This is a genomic window from Maribacter spongiicola (assembly GCF_052119685.1).
GTDB lineage: Bacteria > Bacteroidota > Bacteroidia > Flavobacteriales > Flavobacteriaceae > Maribacter > Maribacter spongiicola_A.
This window is the reverse complement of record NZ_JBGQOO010000009.1, coordinates 72261-95269: the sequence shown is the minus strand read 5'-3', so window position 1 is coordinate 95269 and position 23009 is coordinate 72261. Positions and strand designations below refer to the sequence as shown.

Annotated in this window: 18 protein-coding genes and 2 riboswitches; of the genes, 2 read left to right on the top strand and 16 right to left on the bottom strand. The window is 36.1% G+C overall.

The genetic code is table 11. From position 1 onward, the window contains the following. Positions 1-3: 3 nt before the first annotated feature. From ACEN2N_RS13645 to ACEN2N_RS13585, 13 genes are all read right to left on the bottom strand, one after another. Entirely contained in the window at positions 4-1101 is a 1098-nt protein-coding gene (locus ACEN2N_RS13645) for an acyloxyacyl hydrolase (protein WP_441824846.1), read from the bottom strand. A gap of 114 nt (positions 1102-1215) precedes the next feature. Then, on the bottom strand, positions 1216-2169 hold the full coding sequence (gene metF, locus ACEN2N_RS13640; RefSeq protein ID WP_441824845.1) for a methylenetetrahydrofolate reductase [NAD(P)H]: 954 nt from the start codon (positions 2167-2169) through the stop codon (positions 1216-1218). A 157-nt stretch (positions 2170-2326) separates the two neighbouring features. After that, entirely contained in the window at positions 2327-5098 is a 2772-nt protein-coding gene (gene metH / locus ACEN2N_RS13635) for a methionine synthase (protein WP_441824844.1), read from the bottom strand. Then, entirely contained in the window at positions 5098-5457 is a 360-nt protein-coding gene (locus tag ACEN2N_RS13630; RefSeq protein ID WP_441824843.1) for a four helix bundle protein, read from the bottom strand. The genes metH and ACEN2N_RS13630 overlap by 1 nt, the downstream gene beginning before the upstream one ends. Positions 5458-5502: 45 nt before the next feature. Beyond that, positions 5503-6492: a homocysteine S-methyltransferase family protein gene (locus tag ACEN2N_RS13625; protein ID WP_441824900.1), complete on the bottom strand. Its 990-nt coding sequence runs from the start codon at positions 6490-6492 to the stop codon at positions 5503-5505. A gap of 115 nt (positions 6493-6607) precedes the next feature. Then, positions 6608-6725: riboswitch (SAM riboswitch) on the bottom strand. 158 nt (positions 6726-6883) lie between these two features. Next, on the bottom strand, positions 6884-7945 hold the full coding sequence (locus ACEN2N_RS13620) for an NAD(P)/FAD-dependent oxidoreductase (RefSeq protein WP_441824842.1): 1062 nt from the start codon (positions 7943-7945) through the stop codon (positions 6884-6886). A gap of 94 nt (positions 7946-8039) precedes the next feature. After that, the gene (cobA, locus tag ACEN2N_RS13615) at positions 8040-8858 is read right to left on the bottom strand and encodes a uroporphyrinogen-III C-methyltransferase (RefSeq protein WP_441824841.1); all 819 of its coding nucleotides are present in this window, start codon (positions 8856-8858) and stop codon (positions 8040-8042) included. Between the two features lie 3 nt (positions 8859-8861). After that, positions 8862-10952, bottom strand: coding sequence for a nitrite reductase (locus tag ACEN2N_RS13610; RefSeq protein WP_441824840.1), 2091 nt, complete (start codon positions 10950-10952; stop codon positions 8862-8864). A gap of 113 nt (positions 10953-11065) precedes the next feature. Further along, on the bottom strand, positions 11066-12313 hold the full coding sequence (locus tag ACEN2N_RS13605) for a sulfate adenylyltransferase subunit 1 (RefSeq protein ID WP_441824839.1): 1248 nt from the start codon (positions 12311-12313) through the stop codon (positions 11066-11068). An 83-nt stretch (positions 12314-12396) separates the two neighbouring features. Then, the gene (cysD, locus tag ACEN2N_RS13600; RefSeq protein ID WP_051638385.1) at positions 12397-13347 is read right to left on the bottom strand and encodes a sulfate adenylyltransferase subunit CysD; all 951 of its coding nucleotides are present in this window, start codon (positions 13345-13347) and stop codon (positions 12397-12399) included. 47 nt (positions 13348-13394) lie between these two features. Next, entirely contained in the window at positions 13395-14018 is a 624-nt protein-coding gene (locus ACEN2N_RS13595; RefSeq protein WP_441824838.1) for a phosphoadenosine phosphosulfate reductase domain-containing protein, read from the bottom strand. A gap of 14 nt (positions 14019-14032) precedes the next feature. Next, entirely contained in the window at positions 14033-14296 is a 264-nt protein-coding gene (locus ACEN2N_RS13590; protein WP_091905055.1) for a DUF2061 domain-containing protein, read from the bottom strand. A 412-nt stretch (positions 14297-14708) separates the two neighbouring features. After that, complete coding sequence (locus ACEN2N_RS13585; RefSeq protein ID WP_441824837.1) at positions 14709-15119, bottom strand: RrF2 family transcriptional regulator; 411 nt, start codon at positions 15117-15119, stop codon at positions 14709-14711. 91 nt (positions 15120-15210) lie between these two features. Between ACEN2N_RS13585 and ACEN2N_RS13580 the strand changes: the two genes are divergently transcribed. Further along, a complete protein-coding gene (locus ACEN2N_RS13580) occupies positions 15211-15741 on the top strand; it encodes a hypothetical protein (RefSeq protein WP_441824836.1) in 531 nt (176 codons plus the stop codon). Positions 15742-15950: 209 nt separating this feature from the next. Next, positions 15951-16682, top strand: coding sequence for a carbonic anhydrase family protein (locus ACEN2N_RS13575; protein WP_441824835.1), 732 nt, complete (start codon positions 15951-15953; stop codon positions 16680-16682). 90 nt (positions 16683-16772) lie between these two features. Here the strand turns inward: ACEN2N_RS13575 and ACEN2N_RS13570 are convergent, their stop codons facing one another. The 3 genes from ACEN2N_RS13570 to ACEN2N_RS13560 all read right to left on the bottom strand — a co-directional run bounded on the left by ACEN2N_RS13570 (position 16773) and on the right by ACEN2N_RS13560 (position 22787). Further along, positions 16773-17945 (bottom strand): trans-sulfuration enzyme family protein, encoded by a 1173-nt coding sequence (locus ACEN2N_RS13570; protein ID WP_441824834.1) that lies wholly within the window; start codon positions 17943-17945, stop codon positions 16773-16775. A 54-nt stretch (positions 17946-17999) separates the two neighbouring features. Beyond that, on the bottom strand, positions 18000-21386 hold the full coding sequence (gene thrA / locus ACEN2N_RS13565) for a bifunctional aspartate kinase/homoserine dehydrogenase I (protein ID WP_441824833.1): 3387 nt from the start codon (positions 21384-21386) through the stop codon (positions 18000-18002). 126 nt (positions 21387-21512) lie between these two features. Further along, positions 21513-22787: an O-acetylhomoserine aminocarboxypropyltransferase/cysteine synthase family protein gene (locus ACEN2N_RS13560; protein WP_441824832.1), complete on the bottom strand. Its 1275-nt coding sequence runs from the start codon at positions 22785-22787 to the stop codon at positions 21513-21515. A gap of 119 nt (positions 22788-22906) precedes the next feature. Next, a riboswitch (SAM riboswitch) is annotated at positions 22907-23009 on the bottom strand.

Genomic DNA, 23009 nt, shown 5'->3' with positions numbered 1-23009 from the left:
ATCTTACAATCTTATTCCAATTCCGAATTCTACAGCTTCTGCCTTTGCACCGTGAGATTTTAAGGTTACCGCTCCATATACCTTTTCTCCAAAATAGCGCTTTAAACCCATTCGGTTATACATACGCCCTTCAAAATCAAACGGATAATACACGTAATAACCCAATTGAGAAATGATGGACATTTTGTTGATGAACAGCTCATGACCAACAAACACCCCTACTCTTTTATAATCGTCATCTGCATCAACTCCGTTTTCTGGAAAAGCGATATTTTGATATCGAATTAACTCCTTTAAGAAATTAGAGTAATAAACATCTGTACCCAGTTGAAGTGCGCTTTTTCTACCTACTCTTTTATCGGCATATGCAGATAGCACAACAAACCCGTATTTACCAGAATCAATAACATCACTCTCATTTATACCCGTTCTTAATGCAAAATTGTAACGCAAAGGCTCTGTTACTTTTTCCTTTACTCGATGTATATATTCTATTTCTTTACCTCCGTCTAAATCATAGACAACACCAGCATTAAAAGCCAAAGTATTGGTCGATGTATTCGGAGCCCTAAAGTTGGCATTTGAATAATGTATTACAGAAATACCTGCCTTAAACCCTAAGCCTTTTATAATATTCTCTTTATGATAATTGAACATTAAATACGTAGAACTCAACACATCAGAACCATAGGCATTATTTCTAAAGTTGGTTTCTTTGTCATACGGATTGGATGCGTAAGCAACACCTTGACCTACACGAAGCTGTACGTTTCGCTTAAAAAAATAAAAGTTATAGTGCGCGTAGAGTCCGTAATTATCACCTAGCGTACTATTGTTCGTATTCTGGTAGATAAACGAATATCCTAAATCTGGATAGTTATATAATTCTTCCCATTCTTCAGAACCATACGTTTTACGGTTATAACTCAAAATTACACCAGCAGGGTGTGAAGTTATCAAGTGCGATATATCTGGATTATGCAAAATGATAGACCCGTAGAACTGACTAGCATCTAGGGTATACTTTTTTTGCTTACTAGATTCTTGTGCGAAACAACAACTTACTGAAATCAGTAAAATGGATAGAAACTTAAAATTCATTGAAGGCAAAAATAGTTATAAGTATTAAGTCGTGAGTATTAAGTATTAAGTAAATCCATAGCCTCTAATTCTTACTTTGTACTTAGTACTCTTTACTTAATACTTTTTTACAACCTAAAAAAGTGCTTCTGCTATCGCCTTAATATTATCAGATTTCCCCATAGAATAATAGTGTAATACAGGCACACCGGCAGCTTTCAATTCTTTAGATTGTTGAATTGCCCATTCAATTCCTACAGCACGCACCTCTTTATTTGTAGCACAACTATCTACCGCTTCAATTAAGTCTTGTGGCATATCTATTCTAAATACTTGCGGCAATAATTGCATATGTCTTTTAACCGCAATTGGTTTGATACCCGGAATTATCGGTACGGTAATTCCCATATTTTTAGCCGCTTCTACAAACTCAAAATATTTTTTATTATCGAAGAACATTTGTGTAACTATATAATCGGCACCTGCATCTACTTTTTCTTTTAACCGCTTTAAATCTGATTGTAATGAAGGAGATTCTAAATGTTTTTCTGGATAACCAGCTACACCAATACAGAATTCACTAGAATGCTCACTTTCTATTGCTTCGTGCAAGTACTTACCACTATTTAAGTCTTGAATCTGCCTTACCAAATCAATGGCAAAAGGATGTCCGCCATCGGTAGCTTCAAAATATTTCTGTTCGCTACGGGCATCGCCACGTAGAGCCATCACATTTTGTATACCTAAATAATGGCAATCGACCAACATGTATTCTGTTTCTTCTTTAGTGAATCCGCCACAAATTACATGCGGCACCGTATCCACATCATATTTATGCTGAATAGAGGCACATATACCCACCGTACCTGGTCGCATACGGGTAGTTTTCTTATCTAGAAGTCCTTCTTTTTTTACATAAATGGTCTCCTCACGTGAAGTGGTCACATCAATAAACGGAGGTTTAAATTCCATTAATGGGTCAATGTTATTATATAACTCTTGAATATTCTTACCCTTTACTGGTGGCACTATTTCAAATGAAAAAAGAGTCTTTCCTTTTGCGTTACTAATGTGATCTGTTACTTTCATATCCTATACTATTACCTTTTTTGAGAGCAAACCTCAATGAGGTATTATTACTTATGTTTTATTTATTTGGGCGTTCGAACGGGCTTTCAGCTCTATTTTTTCTATTCAATTTCAATACTTCAGTATAGAAAAAGATGCAGCTTCAATCCCTAACGCACTAAGATTCTACTATATTCGGCGCTAACCATCTTTCAGCATCCTCTAATGGTATGCCTTTTCGTTCTGCAAAATCTTTTACTTGATCTTCCTTGATTTTTCCTAATCCGAAATAACGTGCTTGCGGATTCCCGAAATAATACCCACTTACCGATGCTGCCGGCCACATGGCTAAACTATCTGTCAGCTCTACTCCGATATTCTCTTTCACTTTTAAAATATCCCAAATGGTCAATTTCTCTAGGTGATCGGGACAAGCAGGATACCCTGGCGCAGGACGAATACCTTTGTAAGATTCCTTAATTAAATCTTCATTACTCAACTCTTCATTTAAAGCATAGCCCCAGTGTTTCAGTCGGACTTCCTTATGCAAATATTCTGCAAAAGCTTCTGCCAATCTATCTGCCAAGGCTTTTACCATAATTGAATTATAATCGTCTAAATCCGCTTCATATTTTGCCGCTAATTCCGCAGTACCAAAACCTGTAGATACACAGAAACAACCCATGTAATCTTGCTTTCCAGATTCTTTCGGTGCTATAAAATCTGCCAAAGCATAATCTGCTACTCCTTCTCTACGCTCTAATTGTTGACGCAGGGTTCGGAAAGTATAGTTCTCCTTCACTTCGACTCCGCTCAGTGACCCATTCTTCTCATCCGCAATCGCGCTTGCATCAATTGAAATATCATCATCGTTAATGGAGTTTGCTGGGAACAAACCGAATATACCTTTTGCTTTTAATTTCTTTTCAGAAATAATCTTATTAAGCATTGCTTTAGCATCGGCAAATAAATCGGTCGCTTGAGCACCTACAACCTCATCTGTTAATATTGCCGGGTATTTACCATGTAATTCCCAACTTCTAAAAAACGGAGTCCAATCAATAAATGGTACTAGTATATTTAAATCTAAATCTTCAATAACCTGAATACCTAATTTGTTTGGTTTAACTATCTCAGAGGATTTCCAATCTATTTTAAACTTATTTCTACGTGCAGCAGAAATAGGCTTATAGGTTTTACTTGAAGAACGATTTAAGAACTTTTCCCTAAAAACATCATAATCATCCTTAATGCTCTTTTTATAGCCTTTTGATGTATCTTTTTGAAGTAAATCGCCCACAACGGTTACCGCTCTAGAGGCATCATTTACATGTACTACAGCTTCCTTGTATTGTGTATCTATTTTTACTGCCGTATGTGCTTTGCTTGTGGTTGCACCACCAATTAACAACGGAATCTTAAAGTCTTTACGTTCCATTTCCTTCGCCAAATGCACCATTTCATCTAATGACGGCGTAATTAATCCGCTAAGTCCTATAATATCTACATTGTGTTCAATAGCAGCTGCAATAATTTTTTCAGGTGGTACCATAACCCCTAAATCAACAATCTCATAATTATTACATGCCAAAACAACACCCACAATATTTTTACCAATATCATGAACATCACCTTTAACAGTTGCCATCAGAATCTTTCCAGCTCCCTTTGCATCACCTTCTTGTGGGTTCAATAATTTTTCTTCTTCAATATAAGGTAGTAAATAGGCTACCGCTTTTTTCATTACTCTCGCAGATTTTACCACCTGTGGCAAGAACATTTTTCCGCTTCCGAATAAATCACCTACTACATTCATTCCCGTCATTAAATTCCCTTCAATAACCTCAATCGGCTTATTTGCGGCAAGCCTAGCTTCTTCTATATCTTCAATTATATATTGGTCAATACCTTTCACCAAGGCACGTGTAATTCTATTTTGTAAAGGTTCTTCTCGCCAAGATAAATCTACCTTACTTTCTTTTGTTTTACCAACTACAGACTCTGCAAAATCAAGCAAACGCTCGGTTGCATCGTCTCTTCTATTCAGAATAACATCTTCTACACGTTCTAATAAATCTTTAGGAATATCATCATAAACCTCTAGCATACTTGGGTTAACGATACCCATATTCATACCTGCTTTAATAGCATGGTACAAGAAAACAGAATGCATTGCCTCACGTACAGGATTGTTTCCCCTAAACGAAAAAGAAACATTACTGACACCACCACTAACACTAGCATGTGGTAGGTTTTCGCGCACCCATTTTGTTGCTCTGATAAAATCTAGAGCATTCAATTTATGCTCATCCATACCTGTAGCAACAGGAAAAATGTTTAAATCGAAGATGATATCTTCTGGTGCAAAATTTACTTTATTTACCAAAACGTCATAAGATCGTTTGGCTATCTCAATACGACGGTCATAATTATCTGCTTGCCCAACCTCATCGAACGCCATTACAATTACCGCAGCACCATATCTTTTAATCAATTTTGCATGATGCAAAAATTGCTCTTCACCTTCCTTTAAACTAATAGAATTTACTACACACTTACCCTGCACTACTTGTAAACCAGCCTCAATGATTTCCCATTTAGAACTATCTATCATAATAGGAACACGAGAAATATCTGGCTCGGCAATGACCAAGTTTAAAAACTTGACCATGGCCTCTTTCCCATCGATCAGACCATCATCCATATTAATGTCGATAATCTGCGCTCCATTTTCTACCTGCTCTCTTGCGACCGCTAATGCCTCCTCAAATTTTTCCTCTTTAATCAAACGAAGAAACATTTTAGAACCTGCAACGTTGGTTCGTTCACCTACGTTGATAAAGTTGGTTTCGGGGGTGACTATTAGGGGCTCAAGACCTGATAATTTCAGGTATTTAGTTGTCCGTTGACCGTTGACCGTTGATGGTTTTTTTGAAATACTTCCAGACATTATTTGGTCTTTTTATAATAATTTATAAACCCATTGATGAGTTTTTTGCATTTTAAAATTTGCTTCGCAATCAAATCAAAATCTTCTTTAATCAAATATTGTTGATCTAATGCGATGAATAACTGAGTTTCTAATTCATATAAAGAACCTCTAGAGACGTGTAAAAACTGGATAGTATCTGCCGCTGTCCTTCTTCCACATCCTTCAGCTATATTTGAAGGAATAGATACAGCACATCGCCTAAGTTGGTTAGTAAGTCCGTAAGTCTCTTCTTTTGGAAACGACTTGGTCATAGTATAAATATCCTTCACAAGAATTCTTGACTCCTTCCAAACTTCCAATTCTGTATAGACTTTCATAGTATTACTATTTTTTTCCAACAACTAACAACTGACAACCAACAACTAAAATTGCCGCGGAGCAAAATTTTCTACCATCTTTGCTATCGCTGTAATATGCTCTGGTGTTGTTCCACAACAACCTCCTACGATATTAACTAATCCTTTTTCTGCGTATTCTTTTATTTGTGCTGCCATTTGATCTGGAGTCTCATCATATTCTCCAAACGCATTAGGTAAACCTGCATTAGGGTGTGCAGAAACTGCATGCTCACTTTTTTTAGATAATACTTCTAAATGAGGCACCAGCTGACTTGCGCCTAGAGCGCAATTAAACCCTACCGATAAAATTGGAATATGTGAGATGGATATTAAAAAAGCTTCCGCTGTTTGTCCGGACAATGTTCTACCCGAAGCATCGGTAATTGTACCGCTCACCATAATTGGCACATCAATATTTCTTTCCTCTTTTACTTCTTCTATAGCAAATAAAGCTGCTTTTGCATTTAAGGTATCAAATATGGTTTCTACCAATAATAAATCTGAACCTCCATCTAACAAAGCTTCAACTTGTTGTTTATAGGCTATTCTTAATTCATCAAAAGACACGGCTCTATATCCTGGGTCATTTACATCTGGAGACATGCTTGCCGTTTTATTCGTAGGTCCTATACTACCAGCTACAAATCGTGGTTTATTAGGTTCTTTCGCAGTGAATTCATCTGCTACTTTTTTGGCTATACGTGCAGATTCATAGTTAAGCTCATACACCAAATCTTCCATGTAATAATCTGCCATTGCTATCGTGGTTCCAGAAAATGTATTGGTCTCTACGATATCGGCACCAGCAGCAAAATATTTACGGTGAATCTCTTCAATCGCTTCAGGCTGGGTTAAGGACAATAAGTCATTATTACCCTGTAATGGGTGCTCATAATCTTTAAAGCGTTCTCTTCTAAAATCTTCTTCGGTGAATTTATATTGTTGTAGCATAGTACCCATGGCACCATCCAATATTAAAATTCGTTCTTTTAAAATTTCTTTTATATCCTTCATTATACGTTGTAAAAGATTCAACATTCAATAAAAAATTAATATGAAATCAAGTATGGAAAAAGTAGGCATAGCGCCTTTTTTTTTAAGTTATCTGTCTTTAGTTTGCTACTGAAAAATAACAACTCCTGCACAAGTAGCCAGGTTAAAGATAGAATGTAGCACCTTCTATTCCTTTAAGGAAAGGGTTGCCAAGGTTTCATAGGGTCTAGTCCCTCCGCCTTTCTTGATAACGTTTCAATTTATTAATGAACGAATTGCAAAGTAACGGCACAGTACGTTCTAATCCAAAACTTCAATAGGTTTTTTAACCAACGAAATATTTGGAAATTGTCATAAAAAAAACCTCTGAATACATAAAGCATCCAGAGGTTTTACTAACCAAATAATTACTTTATGCAATACTCTGTACTACTTCTTTTTTAGCTTCTTTCTTAGAACCATCAAATCCTTCAACACCACCTACCGTAGTGTATTTCATAACATATCGTTTACCAGGATTAATTTGTTGGTATGCAAATTGACACATTACCGCTGCTTCATGAAAACCAGATAAAATCAATTTCAATTTTCCCTCGTATGTATTTACATCACCTATGGCGTAAACCCCAGGTATATTTGTTTGATAGTCTCTTGCGTTATTTACTTTTATCGCATTTTTCTCAATATCTAATCCCCAATCTCCAATAGGACCTAATTTTGGAGATAAACCAAAAAGCGGAATAAAATTATCAACCTCTAAATAAGTGTCTTCTTTCTCTTTATCCGTATGCTTAATAACAACAGCCTCAAGTTGATCTTTACCATGTAATTCTTTTACCTCAGCTTTAGTTATCAGTTTTATTTTACCAATCTTTGCCAATTCAGCTGCTTTTTCAACAGAATCCAAAGCGCCCCTAAATTCATCTCTTCTATGCACCAAAGTCACTTCTGAAGCTACATCGGTTAAAAAGATAGCCCAATCTAAAGCAGAATCTCCACCACCAGAAATCACAACCTTTTTATCGCGATATACTTCTGGATCTTTAATCATATAAGCAACACCGGTATCCTCAAAATTTACAATGTTCTCAATGGGCGGTTTTCTTGGTTCAAAAGAACCTAAACCACCTGCTATAACTACTACTGGTGCATTATGCTGTGTTCCTTTATTTGTTGTTACTACAAAAGAACCATCTTCCAATTTATCTAAAGTTTCGGCTCTTTCGCCTAACGTAAATCCTGGCTCAAAAGGTTTTATTTGTTCCATTAGATTATCTACCAAAGTACCTGCCAAAATTTCTGGAAATGCAGGAATATCATAAATAGGTTTCTTTGGGTATATCTCTGAACATTGTCCACCTGGTTGTGGCAACGCATCTATTAAATGTGTTTTTAATTTTAACAATCCTGCTTCAAACACCGTAAACAATCCGGTTGGTCCCGCTCCTATAATGAGCATATCTGTTTTAATCATAACTATTTATTGATATAGAGCAGCTAGAATTGAGTCTTCACTCCCTATGCTACTTCTTTAAATTCTACTTTATATTTAAACTACTTACTTATTACTATTTACTCAATGAGGTTTCTACTGGACTAAACCTGACATTCTCATTACTTGAATATTCAAGCTTTGCCTTCATCAGTGATTCTCTATGCCTTACAACTTCCCCTATTATAATAATAGCCGGATTAGATAACTCCTCTTTTTCCACTACATCAACAATAGTTTCTATAGTGCCTATACCTACCTTTTCATTTTCACGTGTTCCATTCTGAATAATTGCAACAGGCATATCTGACTTACCTTCGCCTTTAAACAATTCTACTATCTGTGGTAGTTTGGACATTCCCATGAGTATTACTACAGTAGCGCTACTTTTAGCTGCTAGAGCAACATCGGTTGATAGTTTATGCTCTTTTGTTGTTCCCGTAATTACCCAAAAACTTTCTGACGCTCCTCTTTTTGTTACTGGAATATTTTGATATGCCGGTACACTTAAACTAGAGGAAATACCAGGAACCATTGCAACTTCTAAACCATGCGATGCAGCATATTCCATTTCCTCAGAACCACGACCAAATACAAACGGATCTCCACCTTTTAAACGAACTACATGTCCGTACGATTTTGCCCTACTTATAATGAGCTCATTAATCTGCTCTTGCTGATAGGAATAGCATCCTTTGCGTTTACCAACAAAAATTAATTCTGCATTTTTAGCGTAGTCTAGCAAATCTTCATTTACCAAAGCATCGTACAACACAACATCGGCATTTTCCAATGCCTTAATCGCTTTTAAAGTGATCAATTCTATATCACCAGGTCCTGCACCTACTACGGTTAATTTTGCCTGTATATTTTTATGTAAATTACTATCTGCCATGATTTATGCTTCTGCTAATTCCTGTTCTCTAAATTTCGCAACAGTCTCTAAAAATGCTTTAGCATCTTTAATATACGATGCTGCAAAAGCTTTTGATGGCTCATTTTGATTCAATTGAAGAACCAATTTCTCGAATCCGCCTGCAACAGCAATTCTTCCATCGGCTACAAATTTCTCATCGAAATCTTTAATGATACTTACATGCGTATTTACTTTCGTATTCTCTGACGTTAACATCGCTTTCGCTGAATTTACCATTGAAGAATATGCGTGGTAGATACTTGCCGACCATTTTTCTGCATCGAACATATCTTGTGCATTCTGTATTTTCTCTTCACTTTCAAAAAGTAGCGTCGCAATTAAATCAATTACAACTCCGGCACACTCACCTACTCCAATAGCTTTTTCATAACGCTCCGTATTTCCCCAGTCTATAAAGTCTTCCGGCGTTAAATCATCTATTGATGAAAGTGGCGTAAGAAAATCATAGAAATACATTTGACCTTTTTCTGCATAATAATCCGGAAATGATAAATCGCCGCCATTCGCATCAAAATCATTTAATATTAAACGTAATGCTTCCGGACCTCTTTTACTTGGTACTTTTACCACCTTATCAGCAAAACGTCCTTGTCCGTTACCATCTGTACTTCCTCCCAATAGAACCTGAAGTGCAGGTGCAACTAATTTATCTTTTGTACGAACGGACATTCCTTGAAAACCAATATTTGCCATATTGTGTTGTCCACAGGCATTCATACATCCACTAATTTTTATAACAACATCTTCGTTATTTATATAATCTGGATATTCTGTTTTTATAACTCTTTCTAATTCTTCTGCAATACCTGTACTACTAGCAATACCTAAGTTACACGTATCTGTACCTGGGCAAGCAGTAATATCTAAAGCCTTGTTATAACCAGCATCTGTAAAGCCTAATTCTTTTAATTCAGTATAGAAAAATTCAATGTTTTCTTCTTTTACGAAAGGAATTAAAATATTCTGACGTAGCGACAACCTTAATTCTCCTGCAGCATATTTCTGTACCAAATTCGCCAATAAGCGTGCTTTATCAGTATAAAAATCACCTAATAAAACTTTGATACCAATAGCAACATAACCTGGTTGTTTCTGTGGTACTACATTCGTTGATTTCCACTGCTCAAATTCTTTCTGATTAGAAATTTCTACTTTAGGAACTTCTAATTGTGAAACTTTTATCTTCGGATATTCTTCTGGATTAATTGGAAAAGTATCAAAAGGCACAGCTGTTTTCTCTGCTGCCAATAATTCTTTGAATCCGTCAAGACCTAAATCCTTCAGCAAAAACTTCATTCTAGCCTTTGCTCTACTCTTACGCTCACCGTAACGGTCAAATACTCTAATAACCGTTTCCATTAAAGGAATAATTTGATCCGCTGGTAAAAAGCTATATAACTCATCTGCATGTCTTGGCTGAGAACCTAATCCGCCACCAAGCATTACTTTAAAACCTGGCTCTCCATTTTCAAGCTTAGCAATAAAACCTAAATCGTGCATGTATGAAAGTCCGGTATCGGCATCACTTGCAGAGAAGGAAACCTTGAACTTACGTCCCATTTCTTGACTTACAGGGTTTCGAAGGAAATACTGAAATAATGCATGTGCATAAGGCGAAACATCGAAAGGTTCATCTACATCTATACCTGCAGTTTCACTAGCCGTTACATTACGTACCGTATTACCACATGCTTCTCTTAATGTAATATCATCCTTTTCCAATTCTGACCACAACTCTGGAGTCCTGTTCAAATCTACATAGTGAATCTGTATATCTTGACGCGTAGTAATGTGTAACCTACCTGTAGAATACTCGTCTGATACATCACAAATACGAAGCAATTGCTTAGAAGTTACCTTACCGTATGGTAATTTTATACGAATCATTTGAACCCCTTCTTGACGCTGACCATATACTCCACGAGCCAAACGTAGGCTTCTAAATTTCTCCTCATCTAATTTGCCGCCATGGAACTCATGAATCTTGCGTTCCAATTCTAAAATATCCTTCGCAACTACTTGATTCTCTATTTCTGTTCTAAAACTCTGCATCGTTCGGTATTAAGTATTCAGTACCAAGTACTGAGATAAATTATTACTATATTTTGCCTATAGATTTTATAGACTTATTAAAAACAGTCAATATTACAATTGACCTTTTATATTTAACTAATGAATCCCGCTCCTACGGTACTATTAGATTTGGTGTCTATTAAAATAAACGAACCGTTAGTTCTGTGATTCTTAAATTGATCATAGAAGATTGGTTTATTTAAACGGAAGCTAACTTGAGCAATATCATTCATACCCAAAGAATCTGCTTCTGTATCGATACCCGAATAATCTGGAGCGATTTTATGATGTACCTGTTCCACTTTTGCCAATACCTTGTTGACACCGTGTTGTACTATATATTTATTTCCTGTAGCTAGAGGCAATGAATCCATCCAAGAAACAGTAGCTGTAAATTGCTTATCTACTATAGGTAAATCATTAGCTTTCACTAACATGTCTCCACGGCTTAAATTAATTTCATCATCTAATGTGATTGTTACCGATGAACGTCTAGAAGCTGTTTTGTATTTTTTATCGTGAAAATAAATGTCCTTTATCTTAGAACGTGTTTGCGATGGAAGTGCAACTACCTCATCACCTACACTTAACTCGCCACCATATACCTTACCTGCAAATCCTCTAAAATCATGATGCTCATCTGTCTTAGGGCGAATAACATATTGCACCGGAAAACGTGGTGTTCCTACATTAAAAATATCTTTTCTATCTAAGGCTTCAAAATGTTCTAACAAAGTAGGACCTGTATACCAAGGTGTCTTGTCCGTTTTATTTACTACGTTATCTCCTTTCAATGCACTTACTGGAATAAAGGTGATTTTCTGGTCTTGGTAATCGCGTTTTGCCATCAATTCTTGAAAATCGGCTTTAATAGCGTTATACGTTTCCTCAGAATAATCAACCAAATCCATCTTATTAATTGCAACTACCACATCTTTTATGCGTAGTAAATTATTAATAAAAAAGTGTCTGTTTGTTTGTTCAATTACACCTTTTCTAGCATCGATCAATATAATCGCCGCCTGTGAAGTAGAGGCACCCGTAACCATGTTACGTGTATATTCTACATGCCCAGGGGTATCTGCAATAATGTAACTTTTCTTTGCCGTAGAGAAATAAATATGGGCAACATCTATAGTGATTCCTTGCTCACGTTCCGCTACCAAACCATCTGTTGCCAAAGAGAAATCTAAATAATCATATCCCTTTTGCTTACTGGTTTTTTCAATTGCCTCTAACTTATCGCTGGTCAATGATTTTGTATCATACAGTATTCTACCGATTAAGGTACTTTTACCGTCATCTACACTACCTGCTGTTGCTATTTTTAGTACTTCCATTTTTGTTTAGTTTTCGGTTGGCAGTTACAGTTTGCAGTTGCAATTATTATAAAACTGCTTACTGTTACTGAATACTGCCTCTTTTAAAAGTATCCTTGTTGTTTTCTCTTCTCCATTGCTGCCTCAGAACGCTTGTCATCTATACGTGCGCCTCGTTCTGAAATAGAAGAATCTCTAATTTCCTCTACTACTTTATCTATAGTTTCGGCATCTGAAAGTACTGCGGCAGTACATGACATATCACCTACCGTACGGAAACGAATTAAACGTTCTTCTACAACCTCATCTTCTTCTCTAAATACAATACCATCTTCCGCAGACCAGATCATACCATCTCTTAAAAATGTTTTACGCTTGTGTGCAAAGTAGATTGATGGAATTTCAATTTGCTCTTCTTTGATATAAGACCAAACATCTAATTCTGTCCAGTTAGATATTGGGAAAACTCTTACGTTTTGACCCAATTCAATTTGCCCGTTCAACATATCAAATAACTCCGGACGTTGGTTACGTTCATCCCATTGACCAAAATCATCTCTTACAGAGAAAATACGTTCTTTAGCACGTGCCTTTTCTTCATCTCTACGAGCACCCCCAATACAGGCATCGAATTTAAATTCCTCAATTGCATCTAACAACGTAGTTGTCTGCAGGCTGTTTCTACTAGAATATCTACCTGACTCTTCTTTTACTTTACCTTGATCGATGGAATCTTGCACATTGCGTACAATTAACTCTAAACCTAATTCTTCTACCAATCTATCTCTAAATTCAATAGTCTCAGGAAAGTTATGTCCCGTATCAATATGCATTAATGGGAAAGGTATTTTTGATGGCCAAAATGCTTTTTGCGCCAAACGAACCAATGTAATTGAATCTTTTCCTCCTGAAAACAAAAGAACAGGCTTCTCGAACTGAGCCGCTACTTCTCTAATGATATAAATTGCTTCATTCTCAAGAGCATTTATATTAGAGGTATCTTTTAAAAGTTCTAGGGATGGTGTTACTTCCAATTCGGTGCTTGTATTACTCATTATAATTTTTTAGATAAATTATCTTTATTCTTTTCTACTACCTAGATTTAACTATGTAACCCGCATTCTCTATTTTCCAAAACTTTCGTTGGATCAAAATAGTTATGCTCATTAGGTAGATTATATTTCTTTAAATAGGTATCTAGCTGCGTATCGTTCCAGTGGTAAAACGGACTCACCTTTAACACGCCGTCTTTGCTTAGACTTAAAATATCTAGACTATCGCGGTGTGCAGTCTGCCCTTTTCTTAAATTTGTAAACCAAACATCTGGCTTAAATTCTGCCATTGCTCTTTTAAAAGGCTCTAACTTTACTTGCTCAGTAAACTCTGCATGCCTTGGGTCATCGATTTGCGGAATACCCATAACAGCATCTCTATGTGCAGTAGTTTGTCTTGGCACATATAACTTTACGTTCAAATTCAACTTACTGATTATCTCATCTGCATGTTTATATGTTTTCGGTGTGTTATAACCCGTATCGCACCAAACCACAGGAATATCTTTTCTTACACCGGACACCGCATGTAAAATAGCTACTTCATATGGTCTAAAGTTTGTAGTTACTACAGGTGTTTCTGCATGTTTTACGGCCCAAGAAATAATTTCTTCTGGCGGTATACCTTTAAATTGTATGTTTAACTTCTGAACTTGTGCTTCTGTTAATGCCATTATCCTTTTCTTTATTATTTACCCCACTTTACTAGATTCCAAATTCTTTCGTGAAAAAAGTACAACACCATTTTCGTTACAAAATCTATAGACGCAATTGAGGCAGCAAGTGATATTTTACCTGTAAGTAAGTATGAAATAACTAAAGTATCTAACGTACCAATAACTCTCCAACTAAAAGCCTTAGCGATACTACGCATAGGTTTCTCTGAAGTTTTATCTTCTTTATAGGTAGTTTTAGACTCTTTTTTATTTAAAATAAGTTGATCTGCAATCATCTTTTACTTAATTTTTATTACCCTACTAATTTAATAGAGTTTTCAAAAATAGTATATATTTTGAAAGTAGTCGGGTAAAATCAAAATAAATTTCCATTACCCTATAGATTTAGTAGATTATTAACAAAAGGGGGTGAAAAATTAATAATTCGCAATGAATTATTGTTTACAAATAAAACGAAGAGAATGAATTGGTTCTTAAGTTTATGATAGAATTAATGCTTTAATACCTGGATTAAACATATCGTTTTTTATGAAAAAACTCACTATCAAAAACCTATTTTTTACAGGTGAATAGTTCTTGACTGCGCACGAATGGACTATAGAATAATTTAATCATTCTTAAAGTCAAATAAATATATTGTCGTGAGCCCAAGTTTTTTGAGCAAAAAAAAAATTAACAATGAAGATTTTACGAAATGATGTCCTTCAATGTATTATTTCTATACACATCTAAAGCACTATCACGTACTTGAAGCATTAATTTATGAACAGAACAGGTATGCTCATCGGGACAGTCATCGCACGTTTCATAAAAGTTTAGACTTACACAAGGTACCATGGCAATTGGTCCTTCTAGCACTCGCATTACATCGGTCATTGATATTTCTTCTGGGGATCTTAATAAATAATAACCACCTCCTTTGCCTTTTTTTGAACCTAAGAATCCTGTTTTTCTTAAACTCAATAATATACTCTCCAAGAATTTCTGGGAGATGTTCTCTTTCTCAGCAATTTCTGAAATTTGAACAGGTTTTTTATCGGGTTGTGTCGCTAAAAACGCCAGTGCCTTTAACCCATATTTTGTCTTTTTCGAGAGCATAACGCTAAGATAGCCAAATAATAAAATATGTATTAAATACTTGAACAAGTCTTTTTTACGTTATAGGCATCCAAATCAATTCTACCTATTTATGAAAAAAGTATTTTTTTTATCGCTTATCACAGTATTTAGTTTAGTCTTTACATCTTGTTCAAATGACGAAGATGCAGTTTCAAATGCTAACGAAAATGAAATCATAGGCACATGGAATTTAACCGCGCTTCAAACTAAAGACGGAAAATCGAATACCGATTTTGACGGAAATTCTATAGAAACCACTTTCTCTTCTGTTGGAAAAGATTTTGACACCGTAGTCACTTTTTCTGAAGACCCGCAGAATGTTACTAGCGAAGGTTCATATACGACTATATTAACTACAACCTTTATGGGCGAGTCTCAATCTGAAGAAATAGAAGGGGATGATTTTTTTCAGTCTGACAAGTGGAGATTAGATGGCAGCACTTTATATTTTGTTTCTGCTGACGGAGAAGAAATCGGATTGACCATTACTGAGCTAACAGATTCTAAAATGGATCTTAAATACGATTTAAATGATACTGTTGAAGTTTTTGGAGGTATTACTACTGTTAGTGCTACTTATACAATGACGTTAAGTAAATAAAAATAGTGTTTATACATATTAAAATGCCCGGTATATACCGGGCATTTTTTGTTTCTATCAGAAGTTCAAATCTAACTAATAAATATTCAATTAATTAAACTGATAGTATTACTATCAATATTTAATACTTTAACTATTATTTATGAATAGTAATAGTTTCATTTTTAGTTTTGCTATTTACATTTGCAAAGAATTAAATAACAATGATTATGAGACAAAATTTAGTAATACTGGTTAGCTTACTTGCATTTTCAACTACCATGACCTCGCAACAATCTGAAAACGAAACAATTGAGATTGACAAAAGTAAAATCCTGGTAGAATCTGTACTTTCTGCAGAGGAACAAGCGGCATTAACACCTTTAGATGTATTTAATAGTTTATCAGCAGGAAACGAAAGGTTTGTAATGAGCGACCTCACAGCTAGAGACCATTCTATGCAAATTAGAGAAAGTGCAGAATCTCAATATCCAAAAGCAATCGTTCTTTCATGTGTTGACAGTAGAGTACCTGTAGAAGATGTTTTTGACAAAGGAATTGGTGATATTTTCGTTGCTCGTGTTGCAGGAAATTTTATTAACGATGATATTCTTGGTAGTATGGAATTTGCAACCAAAGTGGCGGGTGCAAAACTAATACTCGTTTTAGGTCATGAAAATTGTGGAGCAATTCATGCTGCTATAGATGGCGCAGAGTTAGGTCATATTACCAAAATGTTGAAAAACATAGAACCAGCCGTAAAAATGTCAACTATATCTGAAGGTCCTAGATCGTCCAAAAACAGATTGCTTGTACATGAGGTAAGTGAAAATAATGTTCGAGTAGCTATCGATAAAATAAAAACGGACAGCCCAATACTTAACGAAATGATGAACAAAGGCGAAATAGATATTAGAGGTGCCGTTTATGACATGGATACCGGAGTGGTCAATTTTTTTTAAAACATAAAATTATAAATGAAAAAGCCCTTTCTCTGCAGAAAGGGCTTTTGTTATGTTTATCAATACCTACCAAAACAGTCTGTCCTTATACTATCCCAGTGCCTGAGCAATATCTGCAATGATATCATCGATATGCTCTAAACCTACCGATATTCGTACCATTCCGTCAGAGATGCCAACAGCTGCGCGTTCTTCAACACTTAATTTACTATGCGTAGTTGATGCCGGGTGCGTTACTATTGTTCTTGAATCTCCTAAATTGGCAGAAAGGGACAACAGTTTAATAGAATCAAAAAACTCCCTACCTGCGTCCAGTCCTCCTTTTACTTCAAAAGCTACTACACAACCACCCGCTTTCATTTGCTTAATGGCTATCTCGTATTTCGGATGTGATTTTAAGAACGGATATTTTACCCAATTTATATTTTCATGAGCTTCTAGATACTCCGCCAGTTTCAACGCATTTTCACAATGTCTATCTACTCGTATGGCCAACGTCTCTAAGCTTTTAGAAAGTACCCAAGCATTAAATGGAGATAAAGCGGGACCAGTAATTCGAGAAAAACGATATACTTTGTCCATCAATTCTGCACTACCTACCGTAATACCTGCCAATACTCTACCTTGACCATCCATCAGCTTTGTACCTGAATGGATGACCAAATCTGCACCGAATTTTATTGGTTGCTGTAAATATGGTGATGCAAAACAATTATCGATGACCAGAATTAAATTATTCTTTTTCGCAATCTTACCCAGCTCCTCTAAATCTAAAACATCAACACCAGGATTCGTCGGAGTCTCTGCATAAATGATTTTTGTTTTCGGAGTGATTAAACTTTCTATTTCTTCTAATGCATCTATCTTGAAATAGCTATGGTCAATATTCCATTTCGGGAAGAAATTCGTAAACAACGAATGCGTTGAACCAAATATGCTTCTTGCCGAAAGTACATGATCACCACTATCTAATAATGCCGCTAATGTCGAAAACACTGCCGCCATACCCGATGCAAATGCAAAGCCACTCTCCGCGCCTTCCATCTGGCATACTTTATCTATAAATTCAGTTGAATTCGGGTTCGAATATCTAGAATATATATTACGTTCTTTCTCCTCTGCAAACGATGCACGCATATCTTCTGCATCTTCAAATACAAAACTAGATGTCAAATACAACGGTACAGAATGTTCTAAGTTCTCTGTCCGTTTTAGTTGCGTACGTATGGCGTTCGTTTCAAATTTATTGTTGTTCTTTTTCATTGTACTATTTCTTCTTTATTCGCATTTCTGCTTTCTTGTACTTTGTACTTTTCACTAGCCTTTCTCCGCAATTCTCAATATATCTCCAAATACGCCTCTTGCCGTAACAGCTGCTCCTGCCCCTGCTCCTTGAATTACTAACGGATTTTCTCCGTAAGATTCGGTGTATATTTCTATGATAGAATCTGATCCTTTTACCTGCCCTAAAGCACTTTCTTTTGGTACGGATATCAGCTTCACATCTAATACTCCTTTTTCTTTTTGAAGGTTTCCGTGTAAATCACCTACATATCGTAATACATGATTTGGCTTCTGATTCTTTTTAATTTCATTGAATTTGGCATCTAATATATCTAAATTCTCTAAAAAGAAATCTACCTCGCCATCTTGTAATTTCTTCGGAATAAGATTATCAATATGTATATCGGCAAACTCATTATGCAAATCTAGTTCACGTGCTAAAATCAATAACTTTCGCCCGACATCGTTCCCAGATAAATCTTCACGTGGATCTGGCTCTGTAAATCCTTGTTGCATTGCATCTTTTAAAATAGATGAGAATGGTAGATTGCTTTCTGAAAAAGTATTAAATATATAACTCAATGACCCTGAGAACACTCCTTTTATTCTAGTAATATTTTCTCCGGATAAATGCAATAACTTAATAGTATCAATTAGTGGCAAACCTGCACCTACATTGGTTTCATATAGGTATTGCTTTTGATTCTTCTGCAACTCATCTCGCAATAGCTGATAAAAATCGTATCGTAAGGTATTGGCTATTTTATTTGAAGACACAATGTCAAAGCCGTGATCTACGAATTCGAAATAGTTCGCCACAAAATCTTTACTTGCCGTATTATCAATAACAATCAGGTTCTCTAAATGATGGCGTTTTGCAAATTCAAACACATCATTAACTTGATATGATTTTCCTTTTTGCTTTAGATTCGTTTTCCAGCTTTTGGTAATTCCCTTTTCATTCAACAAAATCTTCTTGGAATTCGCGATTCCAAACACCCTTAAATCTAACTTTTTACGATCCTTAATCGTTTTGGCAGATTTCAGAATTTGGTCAATCAGCGTTCCTCCGACATTTCCATGTCCGAAAATCAGAATATTTATCCTTTTACTGATACCAAATACTTGACCGTGCATGACGTTTACCGCCTTGTGTAAATCAGATTTCTTCACCACCAAACTCACATTCTTACCCGATACCGTATTATTGAATAATAATGGCACTATCTGATTCTTAATTAATGCGTTAAAGGGATTATGGAACGTACTCAGGTCTTGACCTACAATAGATATGATCGAAACATCATCTATCACCGTAATCATATTCACATCTTTAGATTCAAAATCATTACTGAATTCATTCTCTAAAGCCAATCTTGCTCTCTTAGCCTTATCTTTCTTCACCACAAGACCGATTCCCCTTTCTGAAGAACCTTGAGAAATTATACTTACACTAATATTACTTGCTTCTAACGCCTTAAATATTCGAGCATCTACACCTACTTTACCCAATAAGCCGCGACCTTCAATATTGATCATCGCTACATCTTCGATTACAGAAAGTGACTTTATACCTTCTTTACTAGATTTTGCACTGATCAATGTTCCTTCATTATCATCATTATACGTATTCAAAATACGCAATGGAATATTCTTTTCAATCAACGGAATTATCGTTTTTGCATGCAAAATAGTTGCGCCGAAATTCGCTAATTCATTTGCCTCTTCATAAGACAGGTTCGCTAACTTTTTAGCCTCTGGAACATAATCTGGGTTTGCAGTGTATATTCCGTCAACATGTGTGTAGTTCTGTAATTCTTCAGCATCTAAAAAATTAGCCAATAGTGCTGCGGAATAATTACTTCCGTTTCTACCTAAAGTGGTTGTTTCTCCATCTAACGTAGACGAGATAAAACCCGTAACCACAGCTACGGTATCTTTCGGTATATTAGCAAACTTCAGTAATACCTGCTCTTTTGATTCTGCCTCCAATACCTTGGCATCACCAAATGTATTATCAGTTTTTATCACTTCGCGAGTATCCACTAATTGGGCATTGACACCCTTTCCTATCAATAATTTAGTTACCAGTTTTGCAGAAATCAATTCTCCGTAAGCCAGTACCTCATCTTTGATTTTGGCACTATAATCGCCCAACAAAGAAACACCTTCGTATAACTTCGCCAAGCCTTTAAACTCTGCCGATAAATTGACATTCTTATACGTATGTTTTTGATATTTTTCTAAGGCCTCAAAGTCCGACTTATAATCTTTTCCCCTTGCAGCTTTCTCTAGCATATCTTCTAACTGATCCGTCGCTTTTTCTCTTGCGGATAAAACGATGGCTATATTTTCATCATTTTTCACCTTATTGGCAACAATCTCTAAGACACGTTCTAATCCTTCTCCGTTGCTTAGGGACTTACCTCCAAACTTCAGAATCTTTATTTTCTTGATATTGCCGTTGGTATTAAAAATACCCGACAATAATTTCTCCATCTGATCGAACTCGATCAAAAAAGCATCATGACCATGAAGCGACTGTACTTCGCCATAGGTTACATTGCTCTTCGCTTGCGCCAATTGCTTGAACGTATCTTTATTTTCTTGTGCAGTAAAGAACATATCAGAATCGACACCTATAATATGAATATTGGTATTGCTATTCTGTAATTTGGTAAAATTCTCTTCTCCACCTCTAGTGACATCAATTGTCTTCAATAACTGATTCATCAATTTATAGGCAGATAATTGAAACCGTTCTTGCAACTTATCGCCATGATGCATCAACCAACTTTCTACATTAAAGACCTTCAACTCTTCATTCGTACTTCTTTTGAAGCGCTCTTTGAAAGAAGCGGGAGTTCTATAACATAACATTGCATGCATACGTGCATCATGTACAGGCTGCTTGGAATTTACTAAAAACTGCTCTTGAATTTGACAGTTGGCAATAAGCCAATCGGTCGATTTCCAATCAGATGCCACAGGTATTAAATGCTCGGCCAATGTTGGGTGTAGTGCTGCCATTTCCCATGCTATACCACCACCTAAAGAACCTCCTATTAAAGCAAACAATCGGTCTATTTTTAACTGCTGCAAGCCCAATAAAAACATTCTAGCCACATCGCCTGCTACAAAATCTTTGTAGTTTTCAATCACGAATTTATCATGACCGTTACCGGGTATATTGAATGCCAAAATGGTATATTTCTGGGTATCAATACATTTTTCGTCACCAATAAGTGCAGACCACCAACCATCTTCGCCAGTAACATTTGAGTTACCTGTTAAAGCGTGGTTCACCAAAATTATCGGTGCCGTATGCAACTCTTTGCCGAATACCTGATAAGACAATTGAATGTCTTGAGAAATCCCGCTTAAGGTCTTGTATTTTTTAATCTGTAATTGATGTAGCATCTATTTCAAAATCAATTTATGGCTTGGCTTCGACTACGCTCAGCCACCTTATATAAAAATTATAAATTTCGGACTCTTATCGAAGCCGAAGAGAACTATTATTTCGTCTGCGTTCAGTCACCAAAATTAAAGACTGGCAAATGCCTGCTCTAAATCGGCTTTTAAATCTTCAATATCTTCTAGTCCAACAGATAAACGAATTAAATCTTGACCTACACCTGCACTATCTTGCTGCTCTGCTGTCAATTGTTGATGTGTTGTACTTGCTGGGTGAATAATCAATGATTTCGTATCACCAATATTTGCTAGCAATGAAAATATTTTAGTAGCATCGGTAACTTTTTTAGCAGCTTCGAACCCACCTTTTAAGCCAAAGGTAACAATTCCGCTTTGCCCTTTTGGCAAGTATTCTTTTGCCAACGCATTGTATTTATTGCTTTTAAGTCCCGGGTAATTCACCCATTCTACTTCTTTTTTACCCTCTAACCACGTAGCCAATTCTAATGCATTTGCACTGTGTTGCTTAATACGTACCGGTAATGTCTCTAAACCTTGAATTATTTGGAATGCGTTAAACGGACTCAATGCGCCACCGAAATCACGTAAGCCTTCTAATATTAATTTGAAGGTAAATGCTGCCGCACCTAATGCTTCGCTATAAACCAAACCGTGGTAACCGGCAGATGGCTCTGTGAATTCAGGGAATTTTCCGTTAGTCCAATCGAACGTACCGGCATCGATAATTGCTCCACCTAACGAAGTTCCTTGTCCGCCAATATATTTTGTCAGTGAATGAATTACCAAGTTTGCCCCGTGTTCAATAGGATTTAATAATGACGGAGTAGCCACTGTATTATCTACAATAAAAGGTACACCCGCTGCTTTAGATTCTTTTGAAATTGCTTTCAAATCCAACACATCTAACTTCGGATTCCCTAAAGACTCCACAAAAAATGCTCTGGTATTATCTTGTACCGCTTTTCCGAAATTTTCAGGATCTGATGCATCAACGAATGTTGTTGTGATTCCGAATCTTGGTAAGGTCACGTTCAATAAGTTAAAAGTACCACCATATAAACTGCTCGATGCTACAATGTGATCACCTGCTTTTAATAAAGTCAATAATCCTGTAGAAATTGCAGCTGTACCCGATGCGAATACTACCGCACCAATACCACCTTCTACAGCAGCTAATCTATCTTGTAAGATTTGATTCGTCGGGTTGTTTAAACGAGTGTATATAAAACCTAGTTCTTTTAAAGAAAATAAGTTTGCCGCATGGTCTGTATCTTTAAACACATACGATGATGTCTGATAAATAGGCACTGCTCTTGTACCACCATTGGTAGTTGTGTCGTGACCTGCGTGTAATGCGTTTGTTGCTAATTTGTAGTTACTCATGATTTTGTTGTTTTTAAAAATTGTTTAAATAATTAAAAAGCTCAACCTCGACCTACAAAAATTGCGGGTAGGTAAAATCAAAAAGTTATAAGAAAGTAATATCGAAGAAAATTCGATTACTGTTATCCATCCCCTAAGGGTAGAATGTAGCACCTTCTTTGTGCGAACAAAGGGTTGCTAAGGTTTCAAAGGGTCTAATCCCTCCACCTTTCTTGATAACTA